This is a genomic window from Streptomyces sp. HUAS MS02 (assembly GCF_055702265.1).
The window spans coordinates 1,719,964-1,743,728 of the sequence record NZ_CM146747.1 but is presented as its reverse complement, the minus strand read 5'-3'; the positions used below and the strand labels follow the sequence as shown (position 1 = coordinate 1,743,728).

General features: G+C 71.4%; 23 protein-coding genes and 1 pseudogene. 14 read left to right on the top strand and 10 right to left on the bottom strand.

Annotated features, from left to right (window positions below; all coding sequences use genetic code 11):
- Positions 1–73: 73 nt before the first annotated feature.
- The 7 genes from ACZ9QC_RS07520 to ACZ9QC_RS07490 form a co-directional block, all read right to left on the bottom strand.
- On the bottom strand, positions 74–826 hold the full coding sequence (locus ACZ9QC_RS07520) for an SDR family NAD(P)-dependent oxidoreductase (RefSeq protein ID WP_472919413.1): 753 nt from the start codon (positions 824–826) through the stop codon (positions 74–76).
- Positions 823–1,794, bottom strand: a complete 972-nt coding sequence (locus ACZ9QC_RS07515) for a fumarylacetoacetate hydrolase family protein (protein WP_472919412.1) — start codon at positions 1,792–1,794, stop codon at positions 823–825. Before ACZ9QC_RS07515 ends, ACZ9QC_RS07520 begins: the two co-directional genes overlap by 4 nt.
- A 105-nt stretch (positions 1,795–1,899) precedes the next feature.
- Complete coding sequence (locus ACZ9QC_RS07510) at positions 1,900–2,838, bottom strand: VOC family protein (protein WP_472919411.1); 939 nt, start codon at positions 2,836–2,838, stop codon at positions 1,900–1,902.
- 4 nt (positions 2,839–2,842) lie between these two features.
- Entirely contained in the window at positions 2,843–3,841 is a 999-nt protein-coding gene (locus ACZ9QC_RS07505; RefSeq protein ID WP_472919410.1) for an amidohydrolase family protein, read from the bottom strand.
- Complete coding sequence (locus tag ACZ9QC_RS07500) at positions 3,838–4,968, bottom strand: FAD-dependent oxidoreductase (protein ID WP_472919409.1); 1,131 nt, start codon at positions 4,966–4,968, stop codon at positions 3,838–3,840. The genes ACZ9QC_RS07505 and ACZ9QC_RS07500 overlap by 4 nt, the downstream gene beginning before the upstream one ends.
- Before the next feature lie 22 nt (positions 4,969–4,990).
- A complete protein-coding gene (locus tag ACZ9QC_RS07495; protein WP_472919408.1) occupies positions 4,991–5,953 on the bottom strand; it encodes a cyclase family protein in 963 nt (320 codons plus the stop codon).
- Positions 5,950–6,951, bottom strand: a complete 1,002-nt coding sequence (locus tag ACZ9QC_RS07490; protein WP_472919407.1) for a fumarylacetoacetate hydrolase family protein — start codon at positions 6,949–6,951, stop codon at positions 5,950–5,952. Before ACZ9QC_RS07490 ends, ACZ9QC_RS07495 begins: the two co-directional genes overlap by 4 nt.
- A gap of 126 nt (positions 6,952–7,077) precedes the next feature.
- Here ACZ9QC_RS07490 and ACZ9QC_RS07485 point away from each other — a divergent pair, with 126 nt between their 5' ends.
- From ACZ9QC_RS07485 to ACZ9QC_RS07455, 7 genes and pseudogenes are all read left to right on the top strand, one after another.
- Complete coding sequence (locus tag ACZ9QC_RS07485; protein WP_472919406.1) at positions 7,078–8,028, top strand: LysR family transcriptional regulator; 951 nt, start codon at positions 7,078–7,080, stop codon at positions 8,026–8,028.
- A gap of 172 nt (positions 8,029–8,200) precedes the next feature.
- Positions 8,201–8,494: pseudogene (locus ACZ9QC_RS07480) on the top strand (MFS transporter); the annotation flags it as partial.
- A 56-nt stretch (positions 8,495–8,550) separates the two neighbouring features.
- Positions 8,551–9,297 (top strand): IclR family transcriptional regulator, encoded by a 747-nt coding sequence (locus tag ACZ9QC_RS07475; RefSeq protein ID WP_472919405.1) that lies wholly within the window; start codon positions 8,551–8,553, stop codon positions 9,295–9,297.
- Positions 9,298–9,493: 196 nt separating this feature from the next.
- Positions 9,494–10,429, top strand: a complete 936-nt coding sequence (locus ACZ9QC_RS07470; RefSeq protein ID WP_472919404.1) for a PDR/VanB family oxidoreductase — start codon at positions 9,494–9,496, stop codon at positions 10,427–10,429.
- 53 nt (positions 10,430–10,482) lie between these two features.
- Positions 10,483–11,700, top strand: a complete 1,218-nt coding sequence (locus tag ACZ9QC_RS07465; protein WP_472919403.1) for a cytochrome P450 — start codon at positions 10,483–10,485, stop codon at positions 11,698–11,700.
- A 59-nt stretch (positions 11,701–11,759) separates the two neighbouring features.
- Positions 11,760–12,845: an S-(hydroxymethyl)mycothiol dehydrogenase gene (locus ACZ9QC_RS07460; protein ID WP_472919402.1), complete on the top strand. Its 1,086-nt coding sequence runs from the start codon at positions 11,760–11,762 to the stop codon at positions 12,843–12,845.
- Positions 12,845–13,477 carry an MBL fold metallo-hydrolase gene (locus ACZ9QC_RS07455; RefSeq protein WP_472919401.1) on the top strand — a complete coding sequence of 211 codons (633 nt, stop codon included), beginning with the start codon at positions 12,845–12,847 and terminating at the stop codon, positions 13,475–13,477. Before ACZ9QC_RS07460 ends, ACZ9QC_RS07455 begins: the two co-directional genes overlap by 1 nt.
- A 210-nt stretch (positions 13,478–13,687) precedes the next feature.
- Here ACZ9QC_RS07455 and ACZ9QC_RS07450 read toward each other — a convergent pair whose 3' ends face one another.
- The gene (locus ACZ9QC_RS07450) at positions 13,688–13,891 is read right to left on the bottom strand and encodes a hypothetical protein (protein WP_472919400.1); all 204 of its coding nucleotides are present in this window, start codon (positions 13,889–13,891) and stop codon (positions 13,688–13,690) included.
- Between the two features lie 179 nt (positions 13,892–14,070).
- Between ACZ9QC_RS07450 and ACZ9QC_RS07445 the strand changes: the two genes are divergently transcribed.
- Positions 14,071–15,324, top strand: coding sequence for a sensor histidine kinase (locus ACZ9QC_RS07445; protein ID WP_472919399.1), 1,254 nt, complete (start codon positions 14,071–14,073; stop codon positions 15,322–15,324).
- 377 nt (positions 15,325–15,701) lie between these two features.
- Positions 15,702–16,457, top strand: a complete 756-nt coding sequence (locus ACZ9QC_RS07440) for a hypothetical protein (RefSeq protein WP_472919398.1) — start codon at positions 15,702–15,704, stop codon at positions 16,455–16,457.
- Between the two features lie 19 nt (positions 16,458–16,476).
- Here ACZ9QC_RS07440 and ACZ9QC_RS07435 read toward each other — a convergent pair whose 3' ends face one another.
- Entirely contained in the window at positions 16,477–17,505 is a 1,029-nt protein-coding gene (locus tag ACZ9QC_RS07435; RefSeq protein WP_472919397.1) for an aldo/keto reductase, read from the bottom strand.
- A 124-nt stretch (positions 17,506–17,629) separates the two neighbouring features.
- On the opposite strand from ACZ9QC_RS07435, the gene ACZ9QC_RS07430 reads away from it, so the two are divergent.
- A complete protein-coding gene (locus tag ACZ9QC_RS07430; protein ID WP_472919396.1) occupies positions 17,630–18,304 on the top strand; it encodes a response regulator in 675 nt (224 codons plus the stop codon).
- Between the two features lie 80 nt (positions 18,305–18,384).
- The gene (locus ACZ9QC_RS07425) at positions 18,385–19,575 is read left to right on the top strand and encodes a cytochrome P450 family protein (RefSeq protein ID WP_472919395.1); all 1,191 of its coding nucleotides are present in this window, start codon (positions 18,385–18,387) and stop codon (positions 19,573–19,575) included.
- A 264-nt stretch (positions 19,576–19,839) separates the two neighbouring features.
- Here ACZ9QC_RS07425 and ACZ9QC_RS07420 read toward each other — a convergent pair whose 3' ends face one another.
- Complete coding sequence (locus ACZ9QC_RS07420; protein WP_472919394.1) at positions 19,840–20,850, bottom strand: Gfo/Idh/MocA family oxidoreductase; 1,011 nt, start codon at positions 20,848–20,850, stop codon at positions 19,840–19,842.
- Positions 20,851–20,979: 129 nt separating this feature from the next.
- Between ACZ9QC_RS07420 and ACZ9QC_RS07415 the strand changes: the two genes are divergently transcribed.
- The 3 genes from ACZ9QC_RS07415 to ACZ9QC_RS07405 all read left to right on the top strand — a co-directional run bounded on the left by ACZ9QC_RS07415 (position 20,980) and on the right by ACZ9QC_RS07405 (position 23,611).
- Positions 20,980–21,717: a GntR family transcriptional regulator gene (locus ACZ9QC_RS07415; RefSeq protein ID WP_184903873.1), complete on the top strand. Its 738-nt coding sequence runs from the start codon at positions 20,980–20,982 to the stop codon at positions 21,715–21,717.
- A gap of 167 nt (positions 21,718–21,884) precedes the next feature.
- Positions 21,885–23,033, top strand: coding sequence for an ROK family glucokinase (locus ACZ9QC_RS07410; protein WP_472919393.1), 1,149 nt, complete (start codon positions 21,885–21,887; stop codon positions 23,031–23,033).
- Entirely contained in the window at positions 23,030–23,611 is a 582-nt protein-coding gene (locus tag ACZ9QC_RS07405; RefSeq protein ID WP_472919392.1) for a sugar kinase, read from the top strand. Before ACZ9QC_RS07410 ends, ACZ9QC_RS07405 begins: the two co-directional genes overlap by 4 nt.
- Positions 23,612–23,765: the final 154 nt, after the last annotated feature.

Below are 23,765 nucleotides of genomic sequence, written 5' to 3'. Positions count from 1 at the left end.
GGCCGGCCGAGCGGTCGACCAGCCGTCGCCGACGACGAGTCGGGAGCCGGAGCCGCTTTGCGGTCCGGCCGTTTCACGGGCCCTCCGCTCGCAGCGCGTCCGAGACGGACTTGACGCCGCCGTGCGCGGTGAGCCCACCGTCGACGGCGATCTCGGCACCGGTGATGAAGGACGAGTCGTCGGACAGCAGGAAGACGACCAGGGGAGTGACCTCGCCGACCGTGCCGGTCCGCCCCAGGGGCGTCTCGCGGATGTTCGCCTCGCGGAAGGCGGGCGCGGCGGAGGCGGTCATCTCGGTCTCGATGTATCCGGGGTGGATGGTGTTGACCCGGATGCCCCGGGGCCCGAGTTCGAGCGCCGCGGTCTTCGACAGGCCCCGCAAGGCCCACTTGCTGGCCGTGTAGGCGACCGGATAGTGGCCGGTGAGAGCGGCGGAGGAACCGACGTTGACGATGGAGGAGCCGCGTGGCATCAGCGGGGTGAGGTGCTGGATACCGAGCAGGGGACCGGTGACGTTGACGGCGTGGACGCGGTCGAAGTCTTCGGTGCGCACGTCGCCGATGCGGGCGCGCCAGGTGATGCCCGCGTTGTTGACCAGGCCGTGAACCTGGCCGTACGCCTCCTTCAGTTCGGCGGCGAGTTCGGCCCACTCCTTGTCGCTGGTGACGTCGAGCCGGCGGCAGCCGGGGGCTCCTGTCACATCGGTGGCGATGACACGCGCGCCTTCCCTCGTGAGGGCATCGGCCTCGGCCGCCCCCTGGCCGCGGGCCGCTCCGGTGACGACGACGACCTTGCCGAGCAGCCGCTTGCTGTGGAGTTCACTCACGGCCGCTCCCGCGAGCGGCGCCTGCCGACCGGCAGGGCGACGGGTTCGGGACCGGGCACGACGGTGTTGGAGACGGTGCCGATGCCCTCCACCGTGAGGGTGACGACGTCGCCCGGATTCAGCGGGGGCGGCGTCTGCTCGCCACGCAGGCCCCACAGCTCTGCCAGGCAGCCGCCATTGCCGCAGGTGCCGGAGCCGAGGACGTCACCGGGAACGACGCGGGTGCCACGGGAGGCGTAGGCGACCATCTCCTCGAAGGTCCAGCTCATGTTCGACAGCAGGTCCTTGCCGACGACCTCGCCGTTGACCTCGGCGGTCAGGGCCAGACGCAGGAAGCCGTCCGGGTCGCGGAAGGGCTCCAGCTCGTCGGCGGTGACCAGGTACGGTCCGAGCGTGGTGGCGGTGTCCTTCCCCTTGCAGGGGCCGAGGCCCACCTTCATCTCGGCGGACTGCAGGTCGCGGGCGGACCAGTCATTGAAGATCGTGTAGCCGACGATGTGGTCGCGGGCCTGCTCGGGGGTGAGGTCGCGGCCTTCGCGCCCGATGACGGCGGCGACCTCCAGTTCGAAGTCCAGAACGCTCGATCCCGGGGGTACGGGGATGTCGTCGTGGGCGCCGATGACGGCGTACGGGTTGGTGAAGTAGAAGGTCGGGGCGTCGTACCAGGCTTCGGGCACCCCGGTGACGCCGTCCACAGCCCGCCGTACACCCTCGACGTGTTCCTCGAAGGTGACGAAGTCCCGCACGGTGGGCGGCTGGAGCGGTGGCAGCAGCCGCACCTCGGACACGTGGGGGCCTGGCGGGACGTCCAGCGTGGCGGCTCCGGCGCGCAGGAGCGCGTCGAGTCCGTCGCCGCGGCTGATCAGCTCCGTGAGCGAGCGCGCCCCGGGGACCGGGTGCAGGGTGCCGTCCTCCTCGACGACGGCGACCCGGCGCTGGTGTCGGTGTTCATAGGTGGCGAATCGCATGCACGGCTCCAGGTTCCGGCGGTCTTCGACAGCGGTGGAAGCCGGGGACGCGGCAAGGGCGTCAGGGCGGTGACAGGGCCACCGCGTCCCCGGGGTTCGAGGGGGTCAGACCGGCGGGGCCACGAAGCAGCCGCGGTCGGGGTCGTTGAAGGACTCCTTGGCGACCAGTTCGTTCATCGGGTTGGCGGTGCCCCACTGGTCGGTGACCTCGGGCTGGGAGAAGTCGTAGACGTGGGGGTGCCAGGTGTCCTCGTCGAGGCATTCCAGCTCGGTGGTGTACTCGACTGTGTTGCCGTGCGGGTCGAGGAAGTAGGTGAAGGTGTTGTCGCCGGCGAGGTGCCGGCCCGGGCCCCAGATCTTCTTGAAGCCGGCCCGGATCACCCGGCCGGAACCACGCATGTACTCGTCGATCCCGCGCATCTCGAAGGAGATGTGGTGCAGCGCGGTGTGCGGGCCCTTGGCGATGGCCATGGAGTGGTGCTGGTTGCTGATGCGCATGAAGTGCATCGCCTCACCGATCTGCGGGTGCATGAGGGTGTCGGAGAGGCGGAAGCCGAGATGGCGCTCGTACCACTCCCGGGTGCGGTTCAGGTCGGGGGAGTTGAGGACGACGTGGGAGAGCTTGACCGGGATCGCCTCCTTCTCCTCGATCCTGCGGTGCTGCCGCACCTCGACGTCGGCCGAGACCTCGATGGTGCGGCCGTCGACGTCGAAGAAGCGGAAGCCGTAGCCGCCGCCGGGCGTGTCGACCTTGCCCGGCTGGGAGATCAACTGCACGCCGCCCGCGAGGAGTTGCTCGGCGAGGGCGTCCACGTCGGCCGGGCTGCCCGCGCCGTAGGAGACCAGATCGAGGCGCTTCTCGTCGGCCTTGCGCAGGCGTACGACGTACTGTTCGGGGCTGCCCTCGGCGGCCAGGAAGGAGATGCCGGAGTCCTCGGCGACCTTGGTCAGGCCCCAGACGTCGGCGTAGAAGTCGAGTTGCTTGTCGTAGTCGGGCACGGCGAGGTCGACGTGCCGCAGGTGGGTGAGCAGGCGTGCGGTCATGGTTTCAGTCCTTCCGGAGGAGCGCGGCGGCGTTGCCGCCTCGTACGGCGTGGAAGTCGGGGTCGGACAGACGGGCCGCGCGCAGGGCGCCGACCGGGTCCTCGGTCCCCATGTCGAAGGGGAAGTCGGAGCCGAGCAGCACCCGGTCGGCGCCGACGACCCGGATCAACTCCCGCAGGATGTGCGGGTCGTGGACCAGGGAGTCGAAGTACAGGCGCTTGAGGTAGCTGCTGGGCAGGTGGGCGCAGCCCGCGCCCGCGTCGGAGCGGGCCGACCAGGCGTGGTCGGAGCGGCCGATGTGGGTGGGCAGGTAGCCGCCGCCGTGTGCGGCGATCAGTTTCAGGTCCGGGTGGCGGTCCAGTACGCCGGAGAAGATGAGGTGGGACAGCGCCACCGCGTTCTCCGTGGGCTGGCCGACGGTGTTGGACAGGTACCACTGGTCGAGGCGTTCGTCGAGCGTGCAGCCGAAGGGGTGCAGGAAGAGGATCGCGCCCGTCTCCTCGGCCCGCGCCCAGAAGGGCTCGTACGCCGGGTCCGACAGCTCGCGGCCCGGCGCGTGCGAGGAGATCTCCACTCCCGACAGGCCCTGGTCCAGGGCGTGTTCGAGGGCGAGCACGGCCTGCTCCGGATGCTGCAGCGGGACCAGCCCGAGGCCGTGCAGCCGGTCCGGCGCCTGCGCGCAGTGCGCGGCCGTCGCCTCATTGGCGAGCCGGTACACCTTCTCGGCCGTCGCCTCGTCCGCCCAGTAGTGGTAGTGCGAGGGCGACGGGCTGACCAGCTGCACGTCCACGCCCTGCGCGTCCATCGCGGCGAGGCGTACGGCGACGTCGGTGAGGCGCGGAATGCGCTCGCGCACCATCGGCCCGTTCACGGCGAGGGCGGCCGGACCGTTGCGGCGGGCGTCCAGCGCCCGGGCCGCCGCGAGGTCGGGGTGATCGGCTACGGCCGCCTCCACCTCGGGGACCAGGAGGTGGGCGTGGACGTCGACGGTCGGTGCGGTCACGGCAGTTCCCTGAGCGGGGTGAGGGTGCGGGTGATCAGACCGGGTACGTCGGCGTCGCGCACGCCGTCCAGCTGCCACTGCCCGACCTGGACCGACGCCTCGACGATCGGCCGGACCCGTCTGATGCGGCGCTCGTAGAACTCCTGGAGCAGTGCGTCGTCCCAGTCCCGCCCGCCGGTCAGCAGCTCGGCCAGCACGGAGGCGTCCTCCAGGGACAGGGCTGCCCCCTGGGCCAGAGTGGGCGGGCAGCAGTGCGCCGCGTCGCCGATGAGGACGACCCGGCCGCGATGCCAGGAGCCCTCCACCAACAGGCGGTCGAACCAGGTGTAGTTGACCTGTGCCGGGTCGGTGATGTGCTCGACGATCTCGGTCCAGTGGCCGCCGTACGCCTGCGCGAGCCGGCGCATCTCGTCCGCGTAGGTCTCCGGCGGGATCGAGGCGCGGTCGCGGTTGGCCTCGACGACGTACGCGTAGATGGTGGTCTCGCTCGTCGGGCAGTACCCCGCGATGTACGCCGGGCCGCCGAACGCCAGGTTGGTGCGGACCAGCCCCTCGGGGCGCGGGGCGGGGGCGCGCCAGATCGCCATGCCGGTGGGCTCGGGCTTCTCGGTGATCCCGATCGCCGCGCGGGTCGAGGAGTTGAGGCCGTCGGCGGCGATCACCAGGCCGTAGCGGCCCTCGGTGCCGTCGCTGAACCGCACCGAGACGCCCTCGGCGTCCTGCTCCAGGATCTCGGCGGTGGTGCCCAGGTGCACGTCGGCGCCGGAGGCGCGGACGGCGTCGATGAGGATCTGCTGGAGCCGCGGGCGCTGCATGCCGACCGTGGCGGGCAGGTCGTCACCGCCGGTGCGGATGTCGTCGTGGGCGATGAGCAGCGTGCCGTCCTGGGCGGTCACACCGAACGACTCGAAGGCGAATCCGGAGGCCTCGACCTGTTCCCACACGCCGAGTTCGCGCAGCACGCGCAGCGCGTTGCCCTGCAGGGTGATGCCGGAGCCGACGGCGGCGTTCCAGTCGGGCTTCGCCTCGACCAGGTCCACCTGGACGCCGGCGCGGCGCAGCAGGATGGTCACGGCGTTGCCGGCGGCGCCGCCGCCCACGACGAGGACTCTTCGGGTGTTGCTCATGGGGAACTCCTTCGTTCCGCTGTTACTTGACGGCGATCGGATTGATGGGAGAGCCGACGGCTCCGGTGATGGGCAGCGGTGCGGCGGTGAGCCAGAACTCGTACACGCCGTCGACCGCGCAGTCCTCGGCGAGCGACTCCAGGTCCCACATCTCACCGATCAACAGACCGATGTGCGGGATGGCCACCTGGTGCAGCGGCTGGAAGGCGTGCTCGAACTCGTTCGGCCGCACCTCGAAACCCCAGGTGTCGGTGGCGATCGCGGCGATCTCGCTGCCGTGCAGCCAGCCCGCGGTGGTGAACGACAGCCCGGGGGCCGCGCCGCCCGCGTAGTCACCCCACCCCTCGCGCCGGGCACGGGCAAGCTGCCCGGTACGCACCAGCACGATGTCGCCGCGCCCCACGGTCACCCCGTGCGCCGCCGCGGTCGCGGTCAGATGCTCCTCAGTGATCGCGAAACCGTCCGGCAACTCGCCCCCGGTGCCCACGGCCCGACCCACGTCGAGCAGAACGCCGCGTCCCGCGACGTGCGGCGCCATGTGCTCGATACCGGTGACGAGGTCGCCCTCGGAGGTGACCACCTTCTCGGCCGCCCGACCGTTCCAGGCCTTGCCGTGGTCGAAGATGTGGCCGAGCCCGTCCCACTGGGTGGAGCACTGCAACGGCATCGCGATCACGTCGTCGGCCCCGCCGATGCCGTGCGGGAAGCCCTGAATACCCAGGGCCGCGTCGGTGCCGGTGTCCAGCATGGTGTGCACCGGGTTGGTCCGCCGGCGCCAGCCCTTCTGCGGACCGTTCATGTCGAACCGCTGGGAGAGGGAGAAGCTGACGCCCCGGCGGACCAGGGCCGCACCCTCCCGACGCTTGCCCTCGTCGAGGAAGTTGAGGGTGCCGAGCACGTCGCCCTCGCCCCAACGCCCCCAGTTGGAGCACGCCTTGGCCGTGCGCGCGATGGAGCCTTCCGGATCACGGCGGTCCAGGGTCACGACGCGGCCTCCGCGACACATCTGGTGCGCTGCACACCGAGCCCGGTGACCGAACCCTCCATCACGTCGCCGTCGCGCAGCAGCCGACCCCAGTGCATGCCATTGCCGGCCGGGCTGCCGGTCAGGATCAGGTCACCGGGCAGCAGGCGAGCGGTCTGGGAGGCGTACGCCACCATCCGGGCGACGTCGAAGATCATGTCCTTGGTGGACTCGTCCTGCATGGTCTCGCCGTTGAGCCTGAGCGTGACGCGCACGTCGTCCGGGTCGGCGATCGACCCGGCGGGCACGATCCAGGGGCCGAGCGGGGTGAAGCCGGGTGCGTTCTTGCTGCGCAGCCAGTCGGTGCCGATCTGCGGCATGTCCCGGCGGAAGACGGTGGCACGGTCGGTGAGGTCGTTGGCGATCGTGTACCCGGCGACGTGCTCCAGGGCCTCCGCCACGGACACCTGGTAAGCGGGCTTGCCGATGACAACCGCCAACTCCAGCTCCCAGTCCGGCTTTTCGGCCCACGAGGGCAGTACGACATCGTCGTACGGGCCGGTGATCGCGCTCGGCAGGCCGATGAACATGTACGGCAGGTCCTCGGCCGCCCGCCGGTCCATGATCTCGGCGGCCTCGGCGCGCCGATCCTCCTCGGAGCGGTCGTCGGCGGGGTCCCGGTGGGCCACGTGCAGGTCGATCACGTGCTGCCGGTAGTTGGCTCCCGACTGCAGCACCTGCCGCGGTTCGATGGGAGCATGCACCCGGAAGTCCGCCAGGGGCCGTCGTTCGGTCCCGGGGTCGGCGGCGAGCTTGTGCAACAGGGGGAGTGCGACCGCCCACTGGTCGAGCAGACCGCGCATCGTCAGAGCGTCGTCCCGCAGGGCCGCTCGGAGGTCGACCACCTGACTGTCGGCCGTGACCAGGGCGGGGAAGCGCGGCCGGCCCGGGGCCGAGAGGGTGGCGAGGGCGAAAGGGCCCGCGAACAGAGCGGATGCGGGTTCGGGTTTCACGGACATGTCCTCCTGATTGCGGGTGGGACATAATCTGGGGCCGTCCGCCCTGATCAGGGAAATCGATTCTCTGGATAATCGCTATCTGCGACATTTATAATCGCTGATCAAAGTGTCGCTAAGGGGAGTTCCGTGAACCTGGCCCGCCTCGATCTCAACCTCGTCGTCGCGCTGCGTGTCCTGCTGGAAGAGCGCAATGTCACCCGGTCAGGGCGCCGCATGGGCCTCAGTCAGCCCGCCATGAGCGCCGCGCTCGCCCGGCTGCGCCGCCACTTCGACGACGACCTCCTCGTCCGGGTCGGCGGGCACTACGAGCTCACCGCCCTCGGGCAGGTCCTCCTCGACCGCACGTCCACCGTCTGTGACCTGCTGGAACGCCTCTTCAGCAGTCAGGCCGACTTCGACCCGGCCGCCGAGAGCCGCGAGTTCAGACTGCTTGCGACCGATTACGCCGTCGCCGTCTTCGGCAGCGAACTCGCCCGCGTCGTCCATGAAGAGGCGCCGGGTATCAGGTTGCGCTTCACCCAGACCCCGCCGACCGTGCTCGACGACACCGCCACACTGCTCAGCGCGACCGACGGCCTGTTGATGCCGCACGGTGTGATCAGCGGCTTCCCCGCCACCGATCTCTACGACGACCGATGGGTCTTCCTCGTCGCGGACCACCACCCCGATGTCGGTGACCGCATCACGACCGAGGACTTGGCCCGGCTGCCGTGGGTGACATACCAGCGCACCTATGACGCCCCGGCCGTACGCCAGCTCGGCATGCTCGGCATCGAACCCCACGTCGAGGTCTCCGTCGACAGCTTCCAGAACCTGCCCTTCCTGGTCGCCGGCACCCGTCGCATCGCCCTCGTCCAAGGGCGCCTCGCCGAGCGCCTGCGCGGCGTCGCCCCGGTACGGATCATGGAGCCGCCCTACGAGGCCGTCCCCCTCCGACAGGCCCTGTGGTGGCACCCGGTCCACACCCGCGATGCCGCCCACATCTGGCTGCGCGAGACGGCCGCGCGCGTCGCTGCCTCCCTCACCGGGCCGACCCCCGCCATCCACAGGCCGGATGAACACGATCCAGGAGTTTGATCGCGCAGAGGGTAGCCCCCCGGGGGAGTCTGGCCCATAGTCGTGCCAGTTCCTGACGCCCGCTCTCGGGCGCATTCCCCTTGGGTGCACCTGCGCCCCGCAGCCTGGCACGGCCACGGTCACCGCAGGGGCGCGGTTGCGCGCCCCCGCCCCCGCCTCGTGGAGGCCTCGCATGCCCGGATTCCCCTCCCCACCCGTGCCCGCCGACGGCACCGCCGCCCAGAACACCGAGCCCGCGCCCGAAGCCGGGGGCCGTCTGCGCGTCGTGCTTCTGATGGCAGGCAGCTGTCTGCCGATCCTCGGCGCGGTGCTGCTCGCTCCGGTGCTGCCGAAGATGCAGGCGCACTTCGCCACAGTGCCCGGCGCCAAGGCCCTCGTCCCGATGGTCCTGACCGTCCCCGCGCTCGCGCTCGCCCTGCTGGCCCCCTTCGCGGGCGTCATCATCGACCGCCTTGCGTGCCGGAGAGCGAATGCCATGCTGGTCTCCGGGCGGCGCATGCCCCGAACACCGGAGCACGGATCATGAAGACACCTCACCACGAGTCGGTCCTCTCCCGGGCGGCTCGCATCCTGGAGGCCTTCAGCCAGGACGAGCCGGCGCTGACCGTCTCGGAGATCGCCCGCCGCAGCGGACTGCACGTGGCGACGGCCTCCCGGCTCGTGGCCGAGCTGGTGGCGCACGGCTTCCTCAGCCGGGACGACGGCCGTGAGGTGCGGATCGGTGTGCGACTGTGGGAGCTGGTGACACGCGCTTCGCCGACGCTCTCGCTGAGGGACACCGCGATGCCGTTCATGGAAGGCGTGCACGACGTCGTCGGCCACCACGTGCAGCTGGCCGTGCGCGACGGCGACGACGTGCTGTTCCTGGAGCGCCTCTCGGCACCCAGCGCGGTGATCAACTACACCCGGGTCGCCGGCCGGCTGCCCCTGCACGCCTCCTCCAGCGGCCTGGTGCTGCTGGCCCACGGCCCCGTCTCGCTGAGGGAACGCATCCTCGCCGGCCCCCTCACCACCTACACCCGCCACACTCCGGCCACCCCGGCACGGCTACGCGCGATCCTGGCCGACGTCCGGCAGCAGGGATACGCCTACTGCCCCGGCTACGTCCACGAAGAGGCCCTCGGGATCGCCGCCCCCGTGCGCGGCGCCGACGGCACGGTGCTGGCGGCTCTGGCCGTCATCGTGCCCAACGACGCCAGCGCCCAAGCGGTCGTCCCCGTCGTACGGACCGCCGCCCGCGGCATCTCGCGCGCCCTGGGCAGCACCTGACGACGGGGCCGCGGGCGGTCATGTGACGGTGGCGCGACAGCCGCGTGACATCCGTACGAAATTCGTCTCTCACTGAATGAGAATGCCGTCGCGAGACAGCCCCGGCCCCGAGCATCCTGCCTGCATTCCACAGACGGGAGGCGACAAAGTGGTCGCAGACAGCCTGCTCCGGGTTCCCCAACCCACCCTCCCCAGGGTGACATTGGAGATCCGCGCCAAAGACACGATCGCCGACGGCGTCGTCTGTCTCACTCTCGCCCACCCGGACGGCGCGCGGCTGCCGGACTGGACCCCTGGCTCGCACATCGACCTGGTCCTGCCGGAAGGGACGACCCGGCAGTACTCCCTGTGCGGTGACCGGTGGGACCCGTACACCTACCGCATCGCGGTCCTGCGCGAGCCGGCCGGGCGTGGCGGCTCGGCGTACGTGCACGACCGGCTCGCGCCGGGTGACCTGGTCGGCGTCGGCGGGCCGCGCAACCACTTCCCGCTGGTTCCGGCCGACCGGTACCTGTTCATCGCGGGCGGCATCGGCATCACCCCGCTGCTGCCCATGATCCACCAGGCCGAACTGATAGGCGCCGACTGGCAGTTGCTGTACGGAGGCCGCAGCCGTGCCTCGATGGCGTTCCGCGAGGAACTGTCGGCCGCCCACGGCGACCGAGTGCACATCAGCCCCCAGGACGAGTGCGGCCTGCTGGACCTGGCCCGTTGGCTGAACACCCCGGATCCCGACACCAAGGTCTACTGCTGCGGACCGGGGCCACTGCTGGCGGCCGTCGAGCAGGCCTGCGCCGCCTGGCCGTCGTACAGCCTGCGCACCGAGCGCTTCAACGCCGGCGCCCTGCCGGAGCCCGTCCACCAGAGGGCCTTCGAGGTGGAGCTGCGCCGCACGGGCCGCACCGTGACCGTCATGCCGGACAGCTCCGTCCTGCACGCCGTACGACAGGTGGGAGCCGACGTCCTGTCCTCCTGCGAGCAGGGCACCTGCGGCACCTGCCTCACGCCGGTGCTGGAAGGGACGCCCGATCACCGGGACTCGATCCTCGCCGACCACGAACGGGCCGCGAACGACTGCATGCTCCCGTGCGTGTCCCGCTCCCGCGGTGACCGCCTCGTCCTCGACCTCTGAGCCGCACCCGCAGACATGCCCCGATGCCCGTGCCCTCTTCCGCTGGAGCCGCCATGACCCACGCACCGGCCGCCGCCGTCTCGCTCCCCACGAGTGACGCGGACCCCTTCGCCGCCGAACATCTGGCACAACCCGAGCCGCTGCACCGGCAGTTGCGGCAAGCCGGTCCCGTCGTCCACCTGACCCGCTACGACGTGTACGCGCTGGCCCGCTACCGCGAGGTGCACGCCGCCCTGGTCGACTGGCAGACATTCCAGTCCGCCGCCGGCGTCGGACTGGCCAACTTCCGTCACGAGAAACCCTGGCGGCCACCGAGCCTGCTGCTGGAAGCCGACCCGCCGCACCACGACGCCCCACGCCGTGTCCTGCGCGAGATCCTCGCACCACCCGCCCTGCGGAAACTGCGCGCGACGTGGCAGACGGTCGCCGAGGAACTGGTCGACACCGTACTGGCCGACCGGGGCGGGCAGTTCGACGCCTTCACGGACCTGGCCAGGGCGTTTCCGCTCCGTGTGTTCCCCGACGCCGTCGGACTGGGGCCCGAGGGACGGGACAACCTTCTGCCTTACGGCAACATGGCCTTCAACGCCTTCGGACCGGCCAACGACCTCGTGAAGGCCGACGCCGACAGGACGGCCGAGTTGTCGGCCTGGGTGAACGCCCAGTGCGCCCGCGAGGCGCTGAGCGAGGACGGTTTCGGCTCCCGTATCTGGGCCGCCGCCGACCGCGGCGACCTCACACACACCCAGGCACCCCTGGTGGTGCGCTCCCTGCTCACCGCCGGCGTCGACACCACCGTCCACGGCCTCGCCGCCACCCTCTACGCCTTCGCCACCCACCCCGACCAGTGGCAACGACTGCGCGAACGACCCGAGTCGGCCCGTGTGGCGTTCGACGAAGCGGTGCGCTGGCAATCACCCGTGCAGACCTTCTTCCGTACCGCCACCACCGACGTCACCATCGCCGGTGCCCTCATCCCCGAGGGCACGAAGATCCTCATGTTCCTCGGCGCCGCCAACCGCGACCCGGCCCGCTGGCCGGACGCCGACCGCTTCGACCTCACCCGGGACCCCTCCGGCCATGTCGGCTTCGGCATGGGCATCCACCAGTGCGTCGGCCAGCACGTCGCCCGCCTTGAGGCCGAGGCCCTGCTGACCGCCCTCGCCCGCCGCGTGGAACGCATCGAGCTCACCGGCGAACCCCGCCGCCATCTCAACAACACCCTGCGCTCCTGGGCAGCGCTCCCCGTCACCGTGCGGCCCGCAAGGTGACCTCCGGCAACCGCACCCCGTCCCACCCACCCACATCGCACAGCGAGAGGACCACCTCCATGCCCCACCACGTACGCGGTGTCGTCGCCCGCGCCAAAGGCGCGCCGGTAGCCGTCGAGACGATCGTCGTGCCCGACCCGGGTCCGGGAGAGGCAGTGGTGAGAATCCAGGCGTGCGGTGTCTGCCACACCGACCTGCACTACCGCGACGGGGGCATCAACGACGACTTCCCCTTCCTCCTCGGGCACGAGGCGGCCGGCGTCGTCGAAGAAGTCGGTCCCGGAGTGACGGACGTCGAACCCGGCGACTTCGTCATCCTCAACTGGCGTGCCGTGTGCGGCCGCTGCCGCGCCTGCCGGCGCGGACGTCCCCAGTACTGCTTCGACACCCACAACGCCGCTCAGAAGATGACTCTCCTGGACGGCACCGAGCTCTCGCCCGCCCTCGGTATCGGAGCCTTCGCCGAGAAGACGCTGGTCGCCGCCGGGCAGTGCACGAAGGTCGACCCGGCCGCCTCACCGGCCGCGGCCGGCCTGCTCGGCTGCGGGGTGATGGCCGGCATCGGCGCGGCGATCAACACCGGCAACGTCGGCCGAGGGGACACGGTGGCCGTCATCGGCTGCGGTGGCGTCGGGGATGCCGCGATCGTCGGGTCCAACCTGGCCGGTGCGGCCAAGGTCATCGCCGTCGACATCGACGACCGCAAGCTGGCCACCGCCAAGAGGCTGGGCGCCACCCACACCGTCAACTCCAAGGAGACCGACCCGGTCGAGGCGATCCGCGAGCTGACCGGCGGGTTCGGCGCCGACACCGTCATCGAGGCCGTCGGCCGCCCGGAAACCTACCGGCAGGCCTTCTACGCCCGCGACCTCGCCGGCACGGTGGTCCTGGTCGGGGTGCCCACCCCGGACATGACGCTCGACCTGCCGCTGCTGGACGTCTTCGGCCGCGGCGGAGCCCTGAAGTCCTCCTGGTACGGCGACTGCCTGCCCTCCCGCGACTTCCCGATGCTCATCGACCTCTACCAGCAGGGCCGACTGGACCTGGACGCCTTCGTCACCGAGACCGTCGCCCTGGACGAGGTCGAGAAGGCCTTCGAGCGGATGCACGACGGCGATGTCCTGCGCTCGGTGGTGATGCTGTGATGACCGGCGTCCGCATCGAGCACGTCATCACCTCGGGCACCTTCAGCCTGGACGGCGGCACCTGGAACGTCGACAACAACGTCTGGATCGTCGGCGACGACCACGAGGCGGTCGTCATCGACGCCGCCCACGACGCGGAGGCGATCGCCCGTGCCGTCGGAGACCGCCGTCTGACCGCCATCGTGTGTACCCATGCCCACGACGATCACATCAACGCGGCTCCCGCCCTCGCCGAGGCCACCGGCGCGCCCGTCCTCGTCCACCTGGACGACCGGCTGCTGTGGAAGCACACCCACCCCGACCACGACCCCGGCGGTTACCTCTCCGACAACCAGCGCATCCCCGTCGCGGGCACGGAACTGCGGGTGCTGCACACCCCTGGGCACACACCCGGGGCCATCTGCCTGTACCTGCCCTCGCTCAACACCGTCTTCACGGGCGACACGCTGTTTGCGGGGGGTCCAGGAGCGACCGGTCGGTCGTACTCGCACTTCCCGACCATCATCCGCTCGATCCGGGACCGCCTCCTTGTGCTGCCACCGGCCACGCAAGCGCGTACCGGGCACGGACAGAGCACCACCATCGGCGCTGAAGCGCCCCACCTCGCCGACTGGATCGCACGAGGTCACTGAGTGACGGCGCTCAGCGAGGATGCCCTGCCAAGCGGGTGAGGGGTCTGTCGTTGTGGTCCTGTCCGGTGGTTGTGGTGTGCCGCGGTGGAGTCGTCTCGCAAGGACAAGGACGCCACCCAGGCCCGCCAACACGAGTACACGGTGAAGACCCCCGGCTCCTCCACCCGCGGCGCCCTTCCCCCACCGGACGAACGGTCGCGCGGGTACCGGTCAACGGGACCGCCGGCTCTCCGCCGCCGCGAACAGGGCGATCGCCAGGACGATCAGCGCGACGCTCACATAGAGCTCATAGCCGTCCAGGGTGCTCCACCGCTGCGTCACCCCCCACTTCAGCTTGCCGGTGAGTTCGTACACCAGACCGCCGGTGCCCTGCAGCAGGGCGATGAACCCGAGAAACTCCAACAGCTGCTTCATGTCCGGGATCCTCGCCCCGCGGTCCCCCCACGTTCATCGGCCGCGGGGCGAGGTCCGTGCGACGGGAGTACCGATCCTCGGCGCGACGGGCAGCCGAAAGTCGACGGCGCCACGACTTCGGTCGCGATCACCGCCGGAGGGGAGGTCGCGGGACCCGGCTCCCCATAGATTTGTCGACCGTGAGCGGTGACAAGGCGGTACCCGAGGCCCCGAACTTCCCGGGACGGAGCTGGCTGCTGCCGTCGGCCCTCCTCGACTCCGGCCCCGACACCGCGGACGGCCGACCCGGACGGCCGCCCAGACGCACCGCGCGCGACTGGGCCGTCGACTTCACCTGCTTCCTGCTGGCCGTGTTCCTCGGCCTCCTGGGCGCGGACACCGTCAGGAACGAGGCCGATCTGCCGCCGGCCTTCGCCGCGTTCGACCAGGTGCTGGGCGCGCTCGCCTGCGCCGCCGTCTGGCTGCGCAGACGCTGGACGGTCGGCCTCGCCGTGGCGATGGTCCCCGTCTGCTTCGTGTCGAACACCGCGGGCGGCGCCGGTCTGGTCGCCTTCTTCACCCTCACCGTGCACCGGCCCTTCCGGTACGTGGCCTGGATCGGCGGCGTGTCCCTGCTGCTGACCCCGCTCTTCTTCTGGCTGCGCCCCGACCCCGACGTCCCCTACGCCTGGGCGGTCCTCCTGGTCGTCGTCCTCACCGTCGCGCTCGTCGGCTGGGGCATGTTCGTGCGCTCCAAGCGGCAGCTCATGCTGAGCTTCCGGGACCGCGCCCGACGCGCCGAGACCGAGGCGGCACTCCGGGCCGAACAGGCCCAACGGCTCGCCCGGGAGGCCATCGCGCGCGAGATGCACGACGTCCTGGCGCACCGCCTCACACTGCTGAGCGTCCACGCGGGCGCGCTGGAGTTCCGGCCCGACGCGCCACGTGCCGAGATCGTCCGCGCGGCGGGCGTCATCCGGGAGAGCGCCCACGAGGCGTTGCAGGACCTGCGGGAGATCATCGGCGTGCTCCGCGCGGGCGAGCCCGAGGACGCGGGCCGCCCCCAGCCGACCCTGGCCGCGCTCGACACCCTCGTATCCGAGTGCCGTGAGGCCGGGATGAAGGTCGTCCTCGACCAGCACGTCACCGACCCCGCCGCCGTCCCCACCTCCGTCGGCCGCACCGCCTACCGCATCGCCCAGGAGTGCCTGACCAACGCCCGCAAGCACGCCCCCGGCGCCGAGGTCACCGTCACCGTCACAGGTGCCCCGGGCGACGGACTCACCCTCTCCGTACGCAACCCCGCACCCCCGGGAGAGGTCCCGCCGGTGCCCGGCTCCGGCCAGGGCCTCATCGGCCTCACCGAACGCGCCACGCTGGCCGGGGGCCGCCTGGACCACGGCCCCGAGGAGGACGGCGGCTTCGCGGTGCGGGCCATGCTTCCCTGGGACTGATCCCGGGAACGACCCCGACCGGAACTATCGGGGTGCGCCACACCATCTCGTCCCCCATGATGGCCAGTTGACCCGTACGACCGCCGCGGCACGTACGGCACACAGCACCGGAGCGTCCCGGGGTCGGGACGGGAGGGGACAGCGGAGTGAGTTTCGGGGGACGGAATCCGTATCAGCCATCCTGGCCGCCACCGGACGGCGGACCGTACCCACCGCATCCCCCTCACCTCCCGCCATATCCCCCTCACGTCCCACCGCATCCCCCCTACGGCCCGCCGCCCACCCTCGTACGGCGGCTGCGCGAGGACGAATGGCCGCCGCTCAGGGAGTTCCTCAGCGGGCTCCGGCTGCACGGCTGCCTGTGGGCGCTGGCCGCGATGTGCGCGTGGCCGATGGTCGTCGGCCTGCTGGTGGGCTACCCGCTGGCCCGCTCGGCGCGCCGCCCCGCCCGGCGGATCTTCCCCTCCCGCTCCCGCCACCGCCCCCTGGACGAGGACGTGACGCGGTTGCAGCGCAGACGCGCCTGGACGGCCACCGTCATGTCACTGGTGATCCTGGCGGTGTACGGCAAGCCCGAGGACGTCGACCAGGCCCAGCAGCAGTTCATGATGCGGCTGACCATCAGCCCCTGGCTGCTCCTGCTGAGCGCGCCCGTGGTCGTCGCGGCCCTGTTCCGCTGGTCGTCGGCCGACGCGCGCCGGGCCATGCGCGCACCCCTGCGCACCGCCGGGAAATGCGCCCTGTGGTACGTCGGCGCCTTCACGGCGGTCCCGTTCCTCGGCGGGGCGATCTACTACACCCGCACCCACCTGGCCCCCGACATGAACCTGTGGGCGCCCCTCGCCCTCCTCGTCCCGCTGCTCTGGGTGCTGCTCTTCATCGTCTTCGCCACCGGGCCCGCCGTCCGCAGCGCCTTCAACACCGTCGATGTGCACCCCGCGCTCCCCGCGCTGCTCACCGGCGCCCTGGTCTGGGAGTTCTCCGCCATCAACCTGGCCGTCGGCGGACTGCCGCCGGGCCCGCCGCTGGTCCAGCTCGCCGCCTTCGTCGGCGGTCCGGCCTCGGTGACGGCGGTCGCCTGGTGGGAGATACGCCGGCTGCGCACCCGCCACGGCGTACGCCTGCGCGCCTGACGGGCGGCCCCGGCCCGGCTCACGCCGTACGCGGCACCACGCGCTGCCCCACCGACCCGTACACCCACGCCGACGCCTCGTCGATGAAGTCGCCGGGGAAGCCCAGGTGGAAGTCGGTGGTCTCCTCCAGCCGGGCCAGGACCTCCTCCGGGAGGACCAGCCGGGCGGCGCCCAGGTTGTCCATCAGCTGTTCGACGCGGCGGGCGCCCAGGACGGGGTGCACGGCGGGGGAGTGGGCCATGGTCCAGGCGATGGCCACCTGGGCCGGGGTGGCGCCGAGTTCGTCCGCGGCGGACTGCACGGCCTCCGCCACCGCCCGCTCGCGCACGCCGATCGCCTCGGCGGACAGCCGGGTCGTGGTACCCGGCGCCACCCCGCCCGGGCGGGTGTACTTGCCGGACAGCACGCCGTTCTGCAACGGGCTCCACGCCGCGACCGACATGCCGAACGCCTCCGCCATCGGCAGCAGCTCCCGCTCGATGTCCCGGTTGAGCAGGCTGTACGGCACCTGCAGCGCCGACAGCGGCGACCAACCCCGCCATTCGGCCAGGGTGTTGGCGCGCGCCACCACCCATGCCGGGGCGTCCGAGATGCCGACGTACAGCACCTTCCCGGACCGTACGGCGTCGTCGAGGGCGCGCATCGTCTCCTCGACGGGGGTGTTGCGGTCCCAGATGTGCACCCAGTAGAGGTCGATGTAGTCCGTCCCGAGGCGCCGCAGACTCGTCTCCAGGGACAGCGCGAGGTTCTTGCGGTGGTTGCCCGCGGCGTTGGGGTCGGCGCCGTCCCGGGACACGGTGTACTTGGTGGACAGCACGAACCGGTCGCGGCGCCCCTTGAGCAGCTCACCGACGATCCGCTCGCTCTCGCCGCCCCGGTAGTTGACCGCCGTGTCGATCACATTGCCGCCGGCCTCCGCGTACACGTCGAGGATCCGCGCGCACTCCTGCGGGGGCGCTCCCACCCCGCCCTGCTCCCCGAACGTCATGGCGCCCAGGAACAGCTCGGAGACCCGCAGCCCCGTCCGGCCCAGGAGTCGGTAACGCACCCAAAACCTCCGTCAGTTGAATGCCGTACCGGCCGACACTAACGGGTCGGGCCGAGGCGACGTGGCGGTCCGGACGAAGCGCCCTACGGTAGTGCTCCATGACAGACATCCGAACGGTGGGCCGATGACCGCGATCCGACTGCTCCTCGTCGACGACGACCCCCTCGTGCGCAGAGGCCTCTCGCTCATGCTGGGTGGCGCCGACGACATCGAGATCGTGGGCGAGGGCGCCGACGGCGACCAGGTGGAGGCCCTCGTCGACCGTACGCGCCCCGACGTCGTCCTCATGGACATCAGGATGCCGACCGTCGACGGTCTCTCGGCCACCGAGCGGCTCCGCGCCCGCCCGGACGCGCCCGAGGTCGTCGTCCTCACCACCTTCCACGCCGACGACCAGGTCCTGCGCGCCCTGCGGGCCGGCGCGGCCGGCTTCGTCCTCAAGGACACCGCGCCGGCCGAGATCGTCGAGGCGGTACGGCGGGTCGCGGCCGGCGACCCCGTGCTCTCGCCCGCCGTCACCCGCCAGCTCATGGCGCACGCCGCGGGCAGCGGCCCCGACACGCGCCGCACCACCGCCCGTTCCCGGGTCGCCGCCCTCAACGACCGGGAACGCGAGGTCGCCGTGGCCGTCGGCCGCGGCGCCTCCAACGCCGAGATCGCCGCCGAACTCTTCATGAGCGTCGCCACGGTCAAGACCCATGTCTCCCGCGTCCTCGCCAAGCTCGGCCTCAACAACCGGGTGCAGATCGCCCTGTTGACCTACGACGCGGGGCTGCTGGAGGAGGACGGGCGTCCCTGACGGTGACCGACGGCGGGTACTCCTGACCGAGGCGGGCACTCCTGAGCGACGGCGGGCGTTGGACGGGTGAAGGGGGAACCATGGGGCATGAGCATGTGATCGATCTCGGGGAGTACGGACCGGGGTTCACCGAGAACCCGCATCCCGTCTACGCCGAACTGCGGGCGCGCGGTCCCGTCCACCGGGTCCGGCTGCCCAAGCAGGACGCGCACCACGAGGCCTGGCTCGTCGTCGGGTACGAGGAGGCGCGGGCGGCACTCGCCGACCCCCGGCTGTCGAAGGACGGCTCGACGATCGGGGTGACCTTCCTCGACGAGGAGCTGATCGGCAAGTACCTGCTGGTCGCGGACCCGCCCCAGCACACCCGGCTGCGCGGGCTGATCGCCCGGGAGTTCACCGGTCGCCGGGTCGAGCGGCTGCGGCCGAGGGTCCAGGAGATCACCGATTCGCTGCTGGACGAGATGCTGCCGCGCGGCCGCGCCGACCTGGTCGAGTCCTTCGCGTACCCGCTGCCCCTCACCGTCATCTGCGAACTGCTCGGGGTGCCCGAGATCGACCGGGCGGCCTTCCGCAAGCTGTCGACGGAGGCGGTGGCACCCACCAGCGGGGAGAGCGAGTACGCGGCCTTCGTCCAACTCGCCGCCTACCTGGAGGAGTTGGTCGAGGACAAGCGGTGCGCGCCGCCGGCCGACGATCTGCTGAGCGCGCTGATCCGGACGACCGACGAGGACGGCGACCGTCTGTCACCCGCGGAGCTGCGGGGTATGGCCTTCATCCTGCTGATCGCCGGCCACGAGACCACCGTCAACCTCATCACCGGTGCCGTCCACGCCCTTCTCACGCACCCCGGGCAACTCGCCGAGGTGCGGGGCGACATGAGCCTCGTGGACGCGGTCGTGGAGGAGACACTGCGCCATGAGGGGCCGGTGGAGAACGCGACGTTCCGCTTCGCCGCCGAGCCGCTGGAGATAGGGGGCACGGTCATTCCGGCGGGGGACTCGGTGCTGATCGGGCTGGCCGCGGCCGATCGGGACGGCGCCCGTTACCCCGGCCCCGACCGCTTCGACATCCACCGGGAGACTCGCGGTCATCTCGCCTTCGGCCACGGCATCCACTTCTGCCTCGGTGCGCCGCTCGCCCGGCTGGAGGCTCGGGTGGCTCTGCGTGCGCTGCTGGGGCGGTGTCCCGGGCTCGCGCTGGACGGGGCGCCGGGGGAGTGGCTGCCGGGGATGTTGATACGGGGGGTGCGGAGCCTGCCGGTGCGCTGGTGAGGCGGTTCCCTCGCCCCCGCCGCCCCTACCCGTCCCTCCCCACTCTCGGCTTCGCTCGAGCGGGAGGTGCCCCCACCAAGGGGCTGCGCCCCTTTGACCCCCAGGCGTCCGTTCGGTGGGGGCTGGTCGCGCAGTTCCCCGCGCCCCTGAAAGAGCGGGGCTGCGCCCCTGCTTTTTCGGCCCGAAAGGGCCGTAGGCCCTTAAGGGGCGCGGGGAACTGCGCGAGAAGCCCCACCGGGCCGGCGGCCGCGACGAGACGTGAAGTCACTCCCGGCCCCCAGGGATCTCGCCCAGGTTGACCGGCCGATGCTCCCGCCGGGACAGCTCGCACGCCTCCGCCACCCGCAGGGCCTGCAGTGCCTCACGGCCGTCGCACGGGTTCGCCCGCTCCCCGCGCACCACCTCCACGAACGCGCCGATCTCGGCCTCGTACGCGGCCGCGAACCGCTCCAGGAAGCCGGTCCACGGCTTGTCCGCGGGCGGCGGCCCGCTCGGCTCCGCGGACGCGACCGGCGTACGGTCGTCCAGCCCGACCACCACCGTGTCCAGTTCCCCGGCCAGCTCCAGCCGTACGTCGTACCCGGCCCCGTTCACCCGCGCCGCCGTGGCCGTGACGAGTGTGCCGTCCTCTAGGGTGAGCACGGCCGCCGCCGTGTCGAGATCGTGCGCCTCCCGGAACATCGGGTGCCCGACGTCCGACCCGGTCGCGTACACCGTGCCGACCTCGCGCCCCGTCACCCACCGCACGATGTCGAAGTCGTGGATCAGACAGTCCCGGTAGATCCCGCCGGAGACCGCCAGATACTCCGGGGGCGGCGGCGTCTGATCGGCCGTCAGCGCCCGTACGGTGTGCAGCCGCCCGAGCCGGCCCGCGCGCACCGCCTCCCGCGCCGTGACATAGCCCGAGTCGAAGCGCCGCTGGAAGCCCATCTGCAGTACCGTCCCGGCCGCGTCGACCTCGGTCAGCGCGCTTAAGGTGCCCGGCAGGTCGACGGCGATGGGTTTCTCACAGAAGACCGGCAGTCCCGAGCGTGCTGCCCGACCGATCAGTTCGCCGTGGGCCGACGTCGCGGCCGTTATCACCACGGCGTCCACGCCCCAGGTGAAGATCTCGTCCACGCCCGGCGCCACCGTCTCGCCGAGGCGATCCGCGAGGTCATGGGCCCGAGCCGTGTCGACGTCGGTGATGATCAGTGAGCCGACATCACGGTGGCGGCTGAGGGTGGTCGCGTGAAACGTCCCGATGCGACCCGCCCCGATGAGTCCGATGCGCATGGGAAACAAAGTGGGGTCGTACCTGCCGCCGTGTCAATGCTTTGTCCGGACAACCGAACCACGCGGCTTCCCGTCACCCAGTGCCGGGGCTACGCTCGGCCCGTGCCGAAACCAGAAGTGGATCCGACCGTGTCGCTCCAGCTCAGCGTCGACCGCAGCAGCCCGGTCCCGCTCTACTTCCAGCTGTCCCAGCAGCTGGAGGCCGCGATCGAGCACGGCGAGCTGACCCCGGGCAGTCTGCTGGGCAACGAGATCGAGCTGGCCGCCCGGCTGGGCCTGTCCCGCCCCACCGTCCGCCAGGCCATCCAGTCCCTGGTCGACAAGGGACTGCTCGTACGCCGCCGCGGTGTGGGCACCCAGGTCGTGCACAGCCAGGTCAAACGCCCCCTGGAACTCAGCAGCCTCTACGACGACCTGGAGGCCGCCGGCCAGCGCCCGGCCACCCGCGTCCTGGTCAACACCACCGTCACCGCCTCCGCCGAGGTGGCCGCCGCCCTGGCCGTCGCCGAGGGTGGCGAAGTCCACCGCATCGAGCGACTCCGTCTGGCCCATGGCGAGCCCATGGCCTACCTGTGCAACTACCTTCCGCCCGACCTGCTCGACCTCGACTCGCCCCAGCTCGAGGCCACCGGTCTCTACCGCCTCATGCGGACCGCCGGCATCACCTTGCACAGCGCCCGCCAGACCATCGGCGCGAGAACGGCCACCCCGGAGGAGGCCGACCGCCTGGCCGAACCCGAGGGCGCCCCGCTGCTGACCATGCAGCGCACCACGTTCGACGACACGGGCAGAGCGGTCGAGTACGGCACCCACATCTACCGCGCCTCCCGCTACTCGTTCGACTTCCAGCTCCTGGTGAGGGCGTAGGAGATCTCCGTGCCGCGCCCCTGAAAAGGCAGGGGCGCAGCCCCGTCTTTTCAGGGGCGCGGGGAACTGCGCGACCAGCCCCCACCGGCCCCGCACCCGAAAAACAACCCCTGGCACCCCCCGCCCCCACGCCACACCGAGCGGAGCGCTAAGGCAGAATCGGCCCGATGAGCACTTACCGCGACTTCACCCACCGCGGCTCCGCGCGGGCCACCGTCCTGCGGACCGTGGGAACGCGCGAGCGCCGCTCCCATCTGACGGCCCCGCGCGTCCCCACCGTCGGCATCGACATCGGCGGCACGAAGGTGATGGCGGGCGTCGTGGACGCCGACGGCAACATCCTGGAGAAGCTCCGCACGGAGACCCCGGACAAGTCGAAGAGCCCCCAGGTCGTCGAGGACACCATCACGGAACTGGTCCTGGACCTCTCCGACCGGCACGATGTGCACGCCGTCGGCATCGGCGCCGCCGGCTGGGTGGACGCGGACCGCAACCGCGTGCTGTTCGCCCCCCACCTGTCCTGGCGCAACGAGCCGCTGCGCGACCGCCTCGCCGGCCGGCTCGCGGTGCCCGTCCTGGTCGACAACGACGCCAACGCCGCCGCCTGGGCCGAGTGGCGCTTCGGCGCCGGCCGCGACGAGGACCACCTGGTCATGATCACGCTCGGCACCGGCATCGGAGGCGCGATCCTGGAGGACGGCCAGGTCAAGCGCGGCAAGTTCGGCGTCGCGGGTGAGTTCGGCCATATGCAGGTCGTGCCCGGCGGCCACCGCTGCCCGTGCGGCAACCGGGGCTGCTGGGAGCAGTACAGCTCGGGGAACGCCCTGGTCAGAGAGGCCCGCGAACTCGCGGCGGCCGACTCCCCTGTGGCGTACGGGATCATCGAGCACGTCAAGGGGAACATCGGCGACATCACCGGGCCGATGATCACCGAGCTGGCGCGCGAGGGCGACGCGATGTGCATCGAGCTGCTCCAGGACATCGGCCAGTGGCTCGGCGTCGGCATCGCCAACCTGGCCGCCGCCCTCGACCCGTCCTGCTTCGTCATCGGCGGCGGTGTCTCGGCCGCCGACGATCTGCTGATCGGCCCGGCCCGGGACGCCTTCCGCCGTCACCTCACCGGCCGCGGCTACCGCCCCGAGGCCCGGATCGCCCGCGCCCAGCTGGGCCCCGAGGCCGGCATGGTGGGCGCCGCCGACCTCGCCAGACTCGTCGCCCGCCGCTTCCGCCGCGCCAACCGGCGCCGGGTGGAGCGCTACGAGCGTTACGCGCGGTACGTGGAGGCCCGCCGTACGACCACCCAGGACTCCGCATGACCGCCGCGGTGCCCCACCAGGGCTCCTCCCCCGAGGAACCGGAGCGGCCCGCCGAGGACCGCCGCCACATGATCCGCCGTCGGGCGATCACCCTGGCGATCATCGTGCTGCTCATCGGCGTACCCGCCGGCTATCTGGTGATCTCCGCCAACCAGAGCCGCGACAGCGGCAAGGACAAGGAGAAGAAGTACTCGGCGACCGGCCTCACCGCCCACTGGCCCTCCCGGGTCCAGCAACGCCTCTACCAGGTGCCGATCCCGCCGTACTCCAAGCACGTCGCGTACTACGAGACGAACAACTGGAAGACCAGCCGCCTCTACGTGCAGTTCTACACGAGCAACGAGGGCCTGGAGAGCTTCCTCAACCAGATCGGGGCCGGCACCGGCGACCTGGTCGAGGACAAGGCCGCGATCACCGCCCGCGACCGGGGGATCGTCGGCTGGGACTTCACCGGCACCGGCCCCTGGTACGGCCTCGTCAACGACCAGAAGAACCCGGCGCCCACCCACGACATCGTCGTGAACCGGTCCAACCCGGACCATCCGATGGTGTACGTGGTGTCCCGAACCGTGCCCTGACCTGCCCGGACACGGCCGGACACAGCCGGGGCCGGGCCTTCGCCCGCACGGCGCGGCCGATTGTCAGACCCCGCCCGTAGAGTCGGAGACAGCTGATCGAGTCGCACGGCCGAGTCGAGAGCGGCTGATGGGAGCCGGACCGGAGCAGGCTCAT

Excerpts from the sequence above, each read along its gene's own strand:
- ACZ9QC_RS07515 (WP_472919412.1), bottom strand. The coding sequence starts at position 1,794 with ATGCGATTCGCCACCTATGAACACCGACACCAGCGCCGGGTCGCCGTC.
- ACZ9QC_RS07510 (WP_472919411.1), bottom strand. The coding sequence starts at position 2,838 with ATGACCGCACGCCTGCTCACCCACCTGCGGCACGTCGACCTCGCCGTG.
- ACZ9QC_RS07500 (WP_472919409.1), bottom strand. The coding sequence starts at position 4,968 with ATGAGCAACACCCGAAGAGTCCTCGTCGTGGGCGGCGGCGCCGCCGGC.
- ACZ9QC_RS07490 (WP_472919407.1), bottom strand. The coding sequence starts at position 6,951 with ATGTCCGTGAAACCCGAACCCGCATCCGCTCTGTTCGCGGGCCCTTTC.
- ACZ9QC_RS07475 (WP_472919405.1), top strand. The coding sequence starts at position 8,551 with ATGAAGACACCTCACCACGAGTCGGTCCTCTCCCGGGCGGCTCGCATC.
- ACZ9QC_RS07465 (WP_472919403.1), top strand. The coding sequence starts at position 10,483 with ATGACCCACGCACCGGCCGCCGCCGTCTCGCTCCCCACGAGTGACGCG.
- ACZ9QC_RS07460 (WP_472919402.1), top strand. The coding sequence starts at position 11,760 with ATGCCCCACCACGTACGCGGTGTCGTCGCCCGCGCCAAAGGCGCGCCG.
- ACZ9QC_RS07455 (WP_472919401.1), top strand. The coding sequence starts at position 12,845 with ATGACCGGCGTCCGCATCGAGCACGTCATCACCTCGGGCACCTTCAGC.
- ACZ9QC_RS07450 (WP_472919400.1), bottom strand. The coding sequence starts at position 13,891 with ATGAAGCAGCTGTTGGAGTTTCTCGGGTTCATCGCCCTGCTGCAGGGC.
- ACZ9QC_RS07440 (WP_472919398.1), top strand. The coding sequence starts at position 15,702 with ATGTGCGCGTGGCCGATGGTCGTCGGCCTGCTGGTGGGCTACCCGCTG.
- ACZ9QC_RS07430 (WP_472919396.1), top strand. The coding sequence starts at position 17,630 with ATGACCGCGATCCGACTGCTCCTCGTCGACGACGACCCCCTCGTGCGC.
- ACZ9QC_RS07425 (WP_472919395.1), top strand. The coding sequence starts at position 18,385 with ATGGGGCATGAGCATGTGATCGATCTCGGGGAGTACGGACCGGGGTTC.
- ACZ9QC_RS07420 (WP_472919394.1), bottom strand. The coding sequence starts at position 20,850 with ATGCGCATCGGACTCATCGGGGCGGGTCGCATCGGGACGTTTCACGCG.
- ACZ9QC_RS07410 (WP_472919393.1), top strand. The coding sequence starts at position 21,885 with ATGAGCACTTACCGCGACTTCACCCACCGCGGCTCCGCGCGGGCCACC.
- ACZ9QC_RS07405 (WP_472919392.1), top strand. The coding sequence starts at position 23,030 with ATGACCGCCGCGGTGCCCCACCAGGGCTCCTCCCCCGAGGAACCGGAG.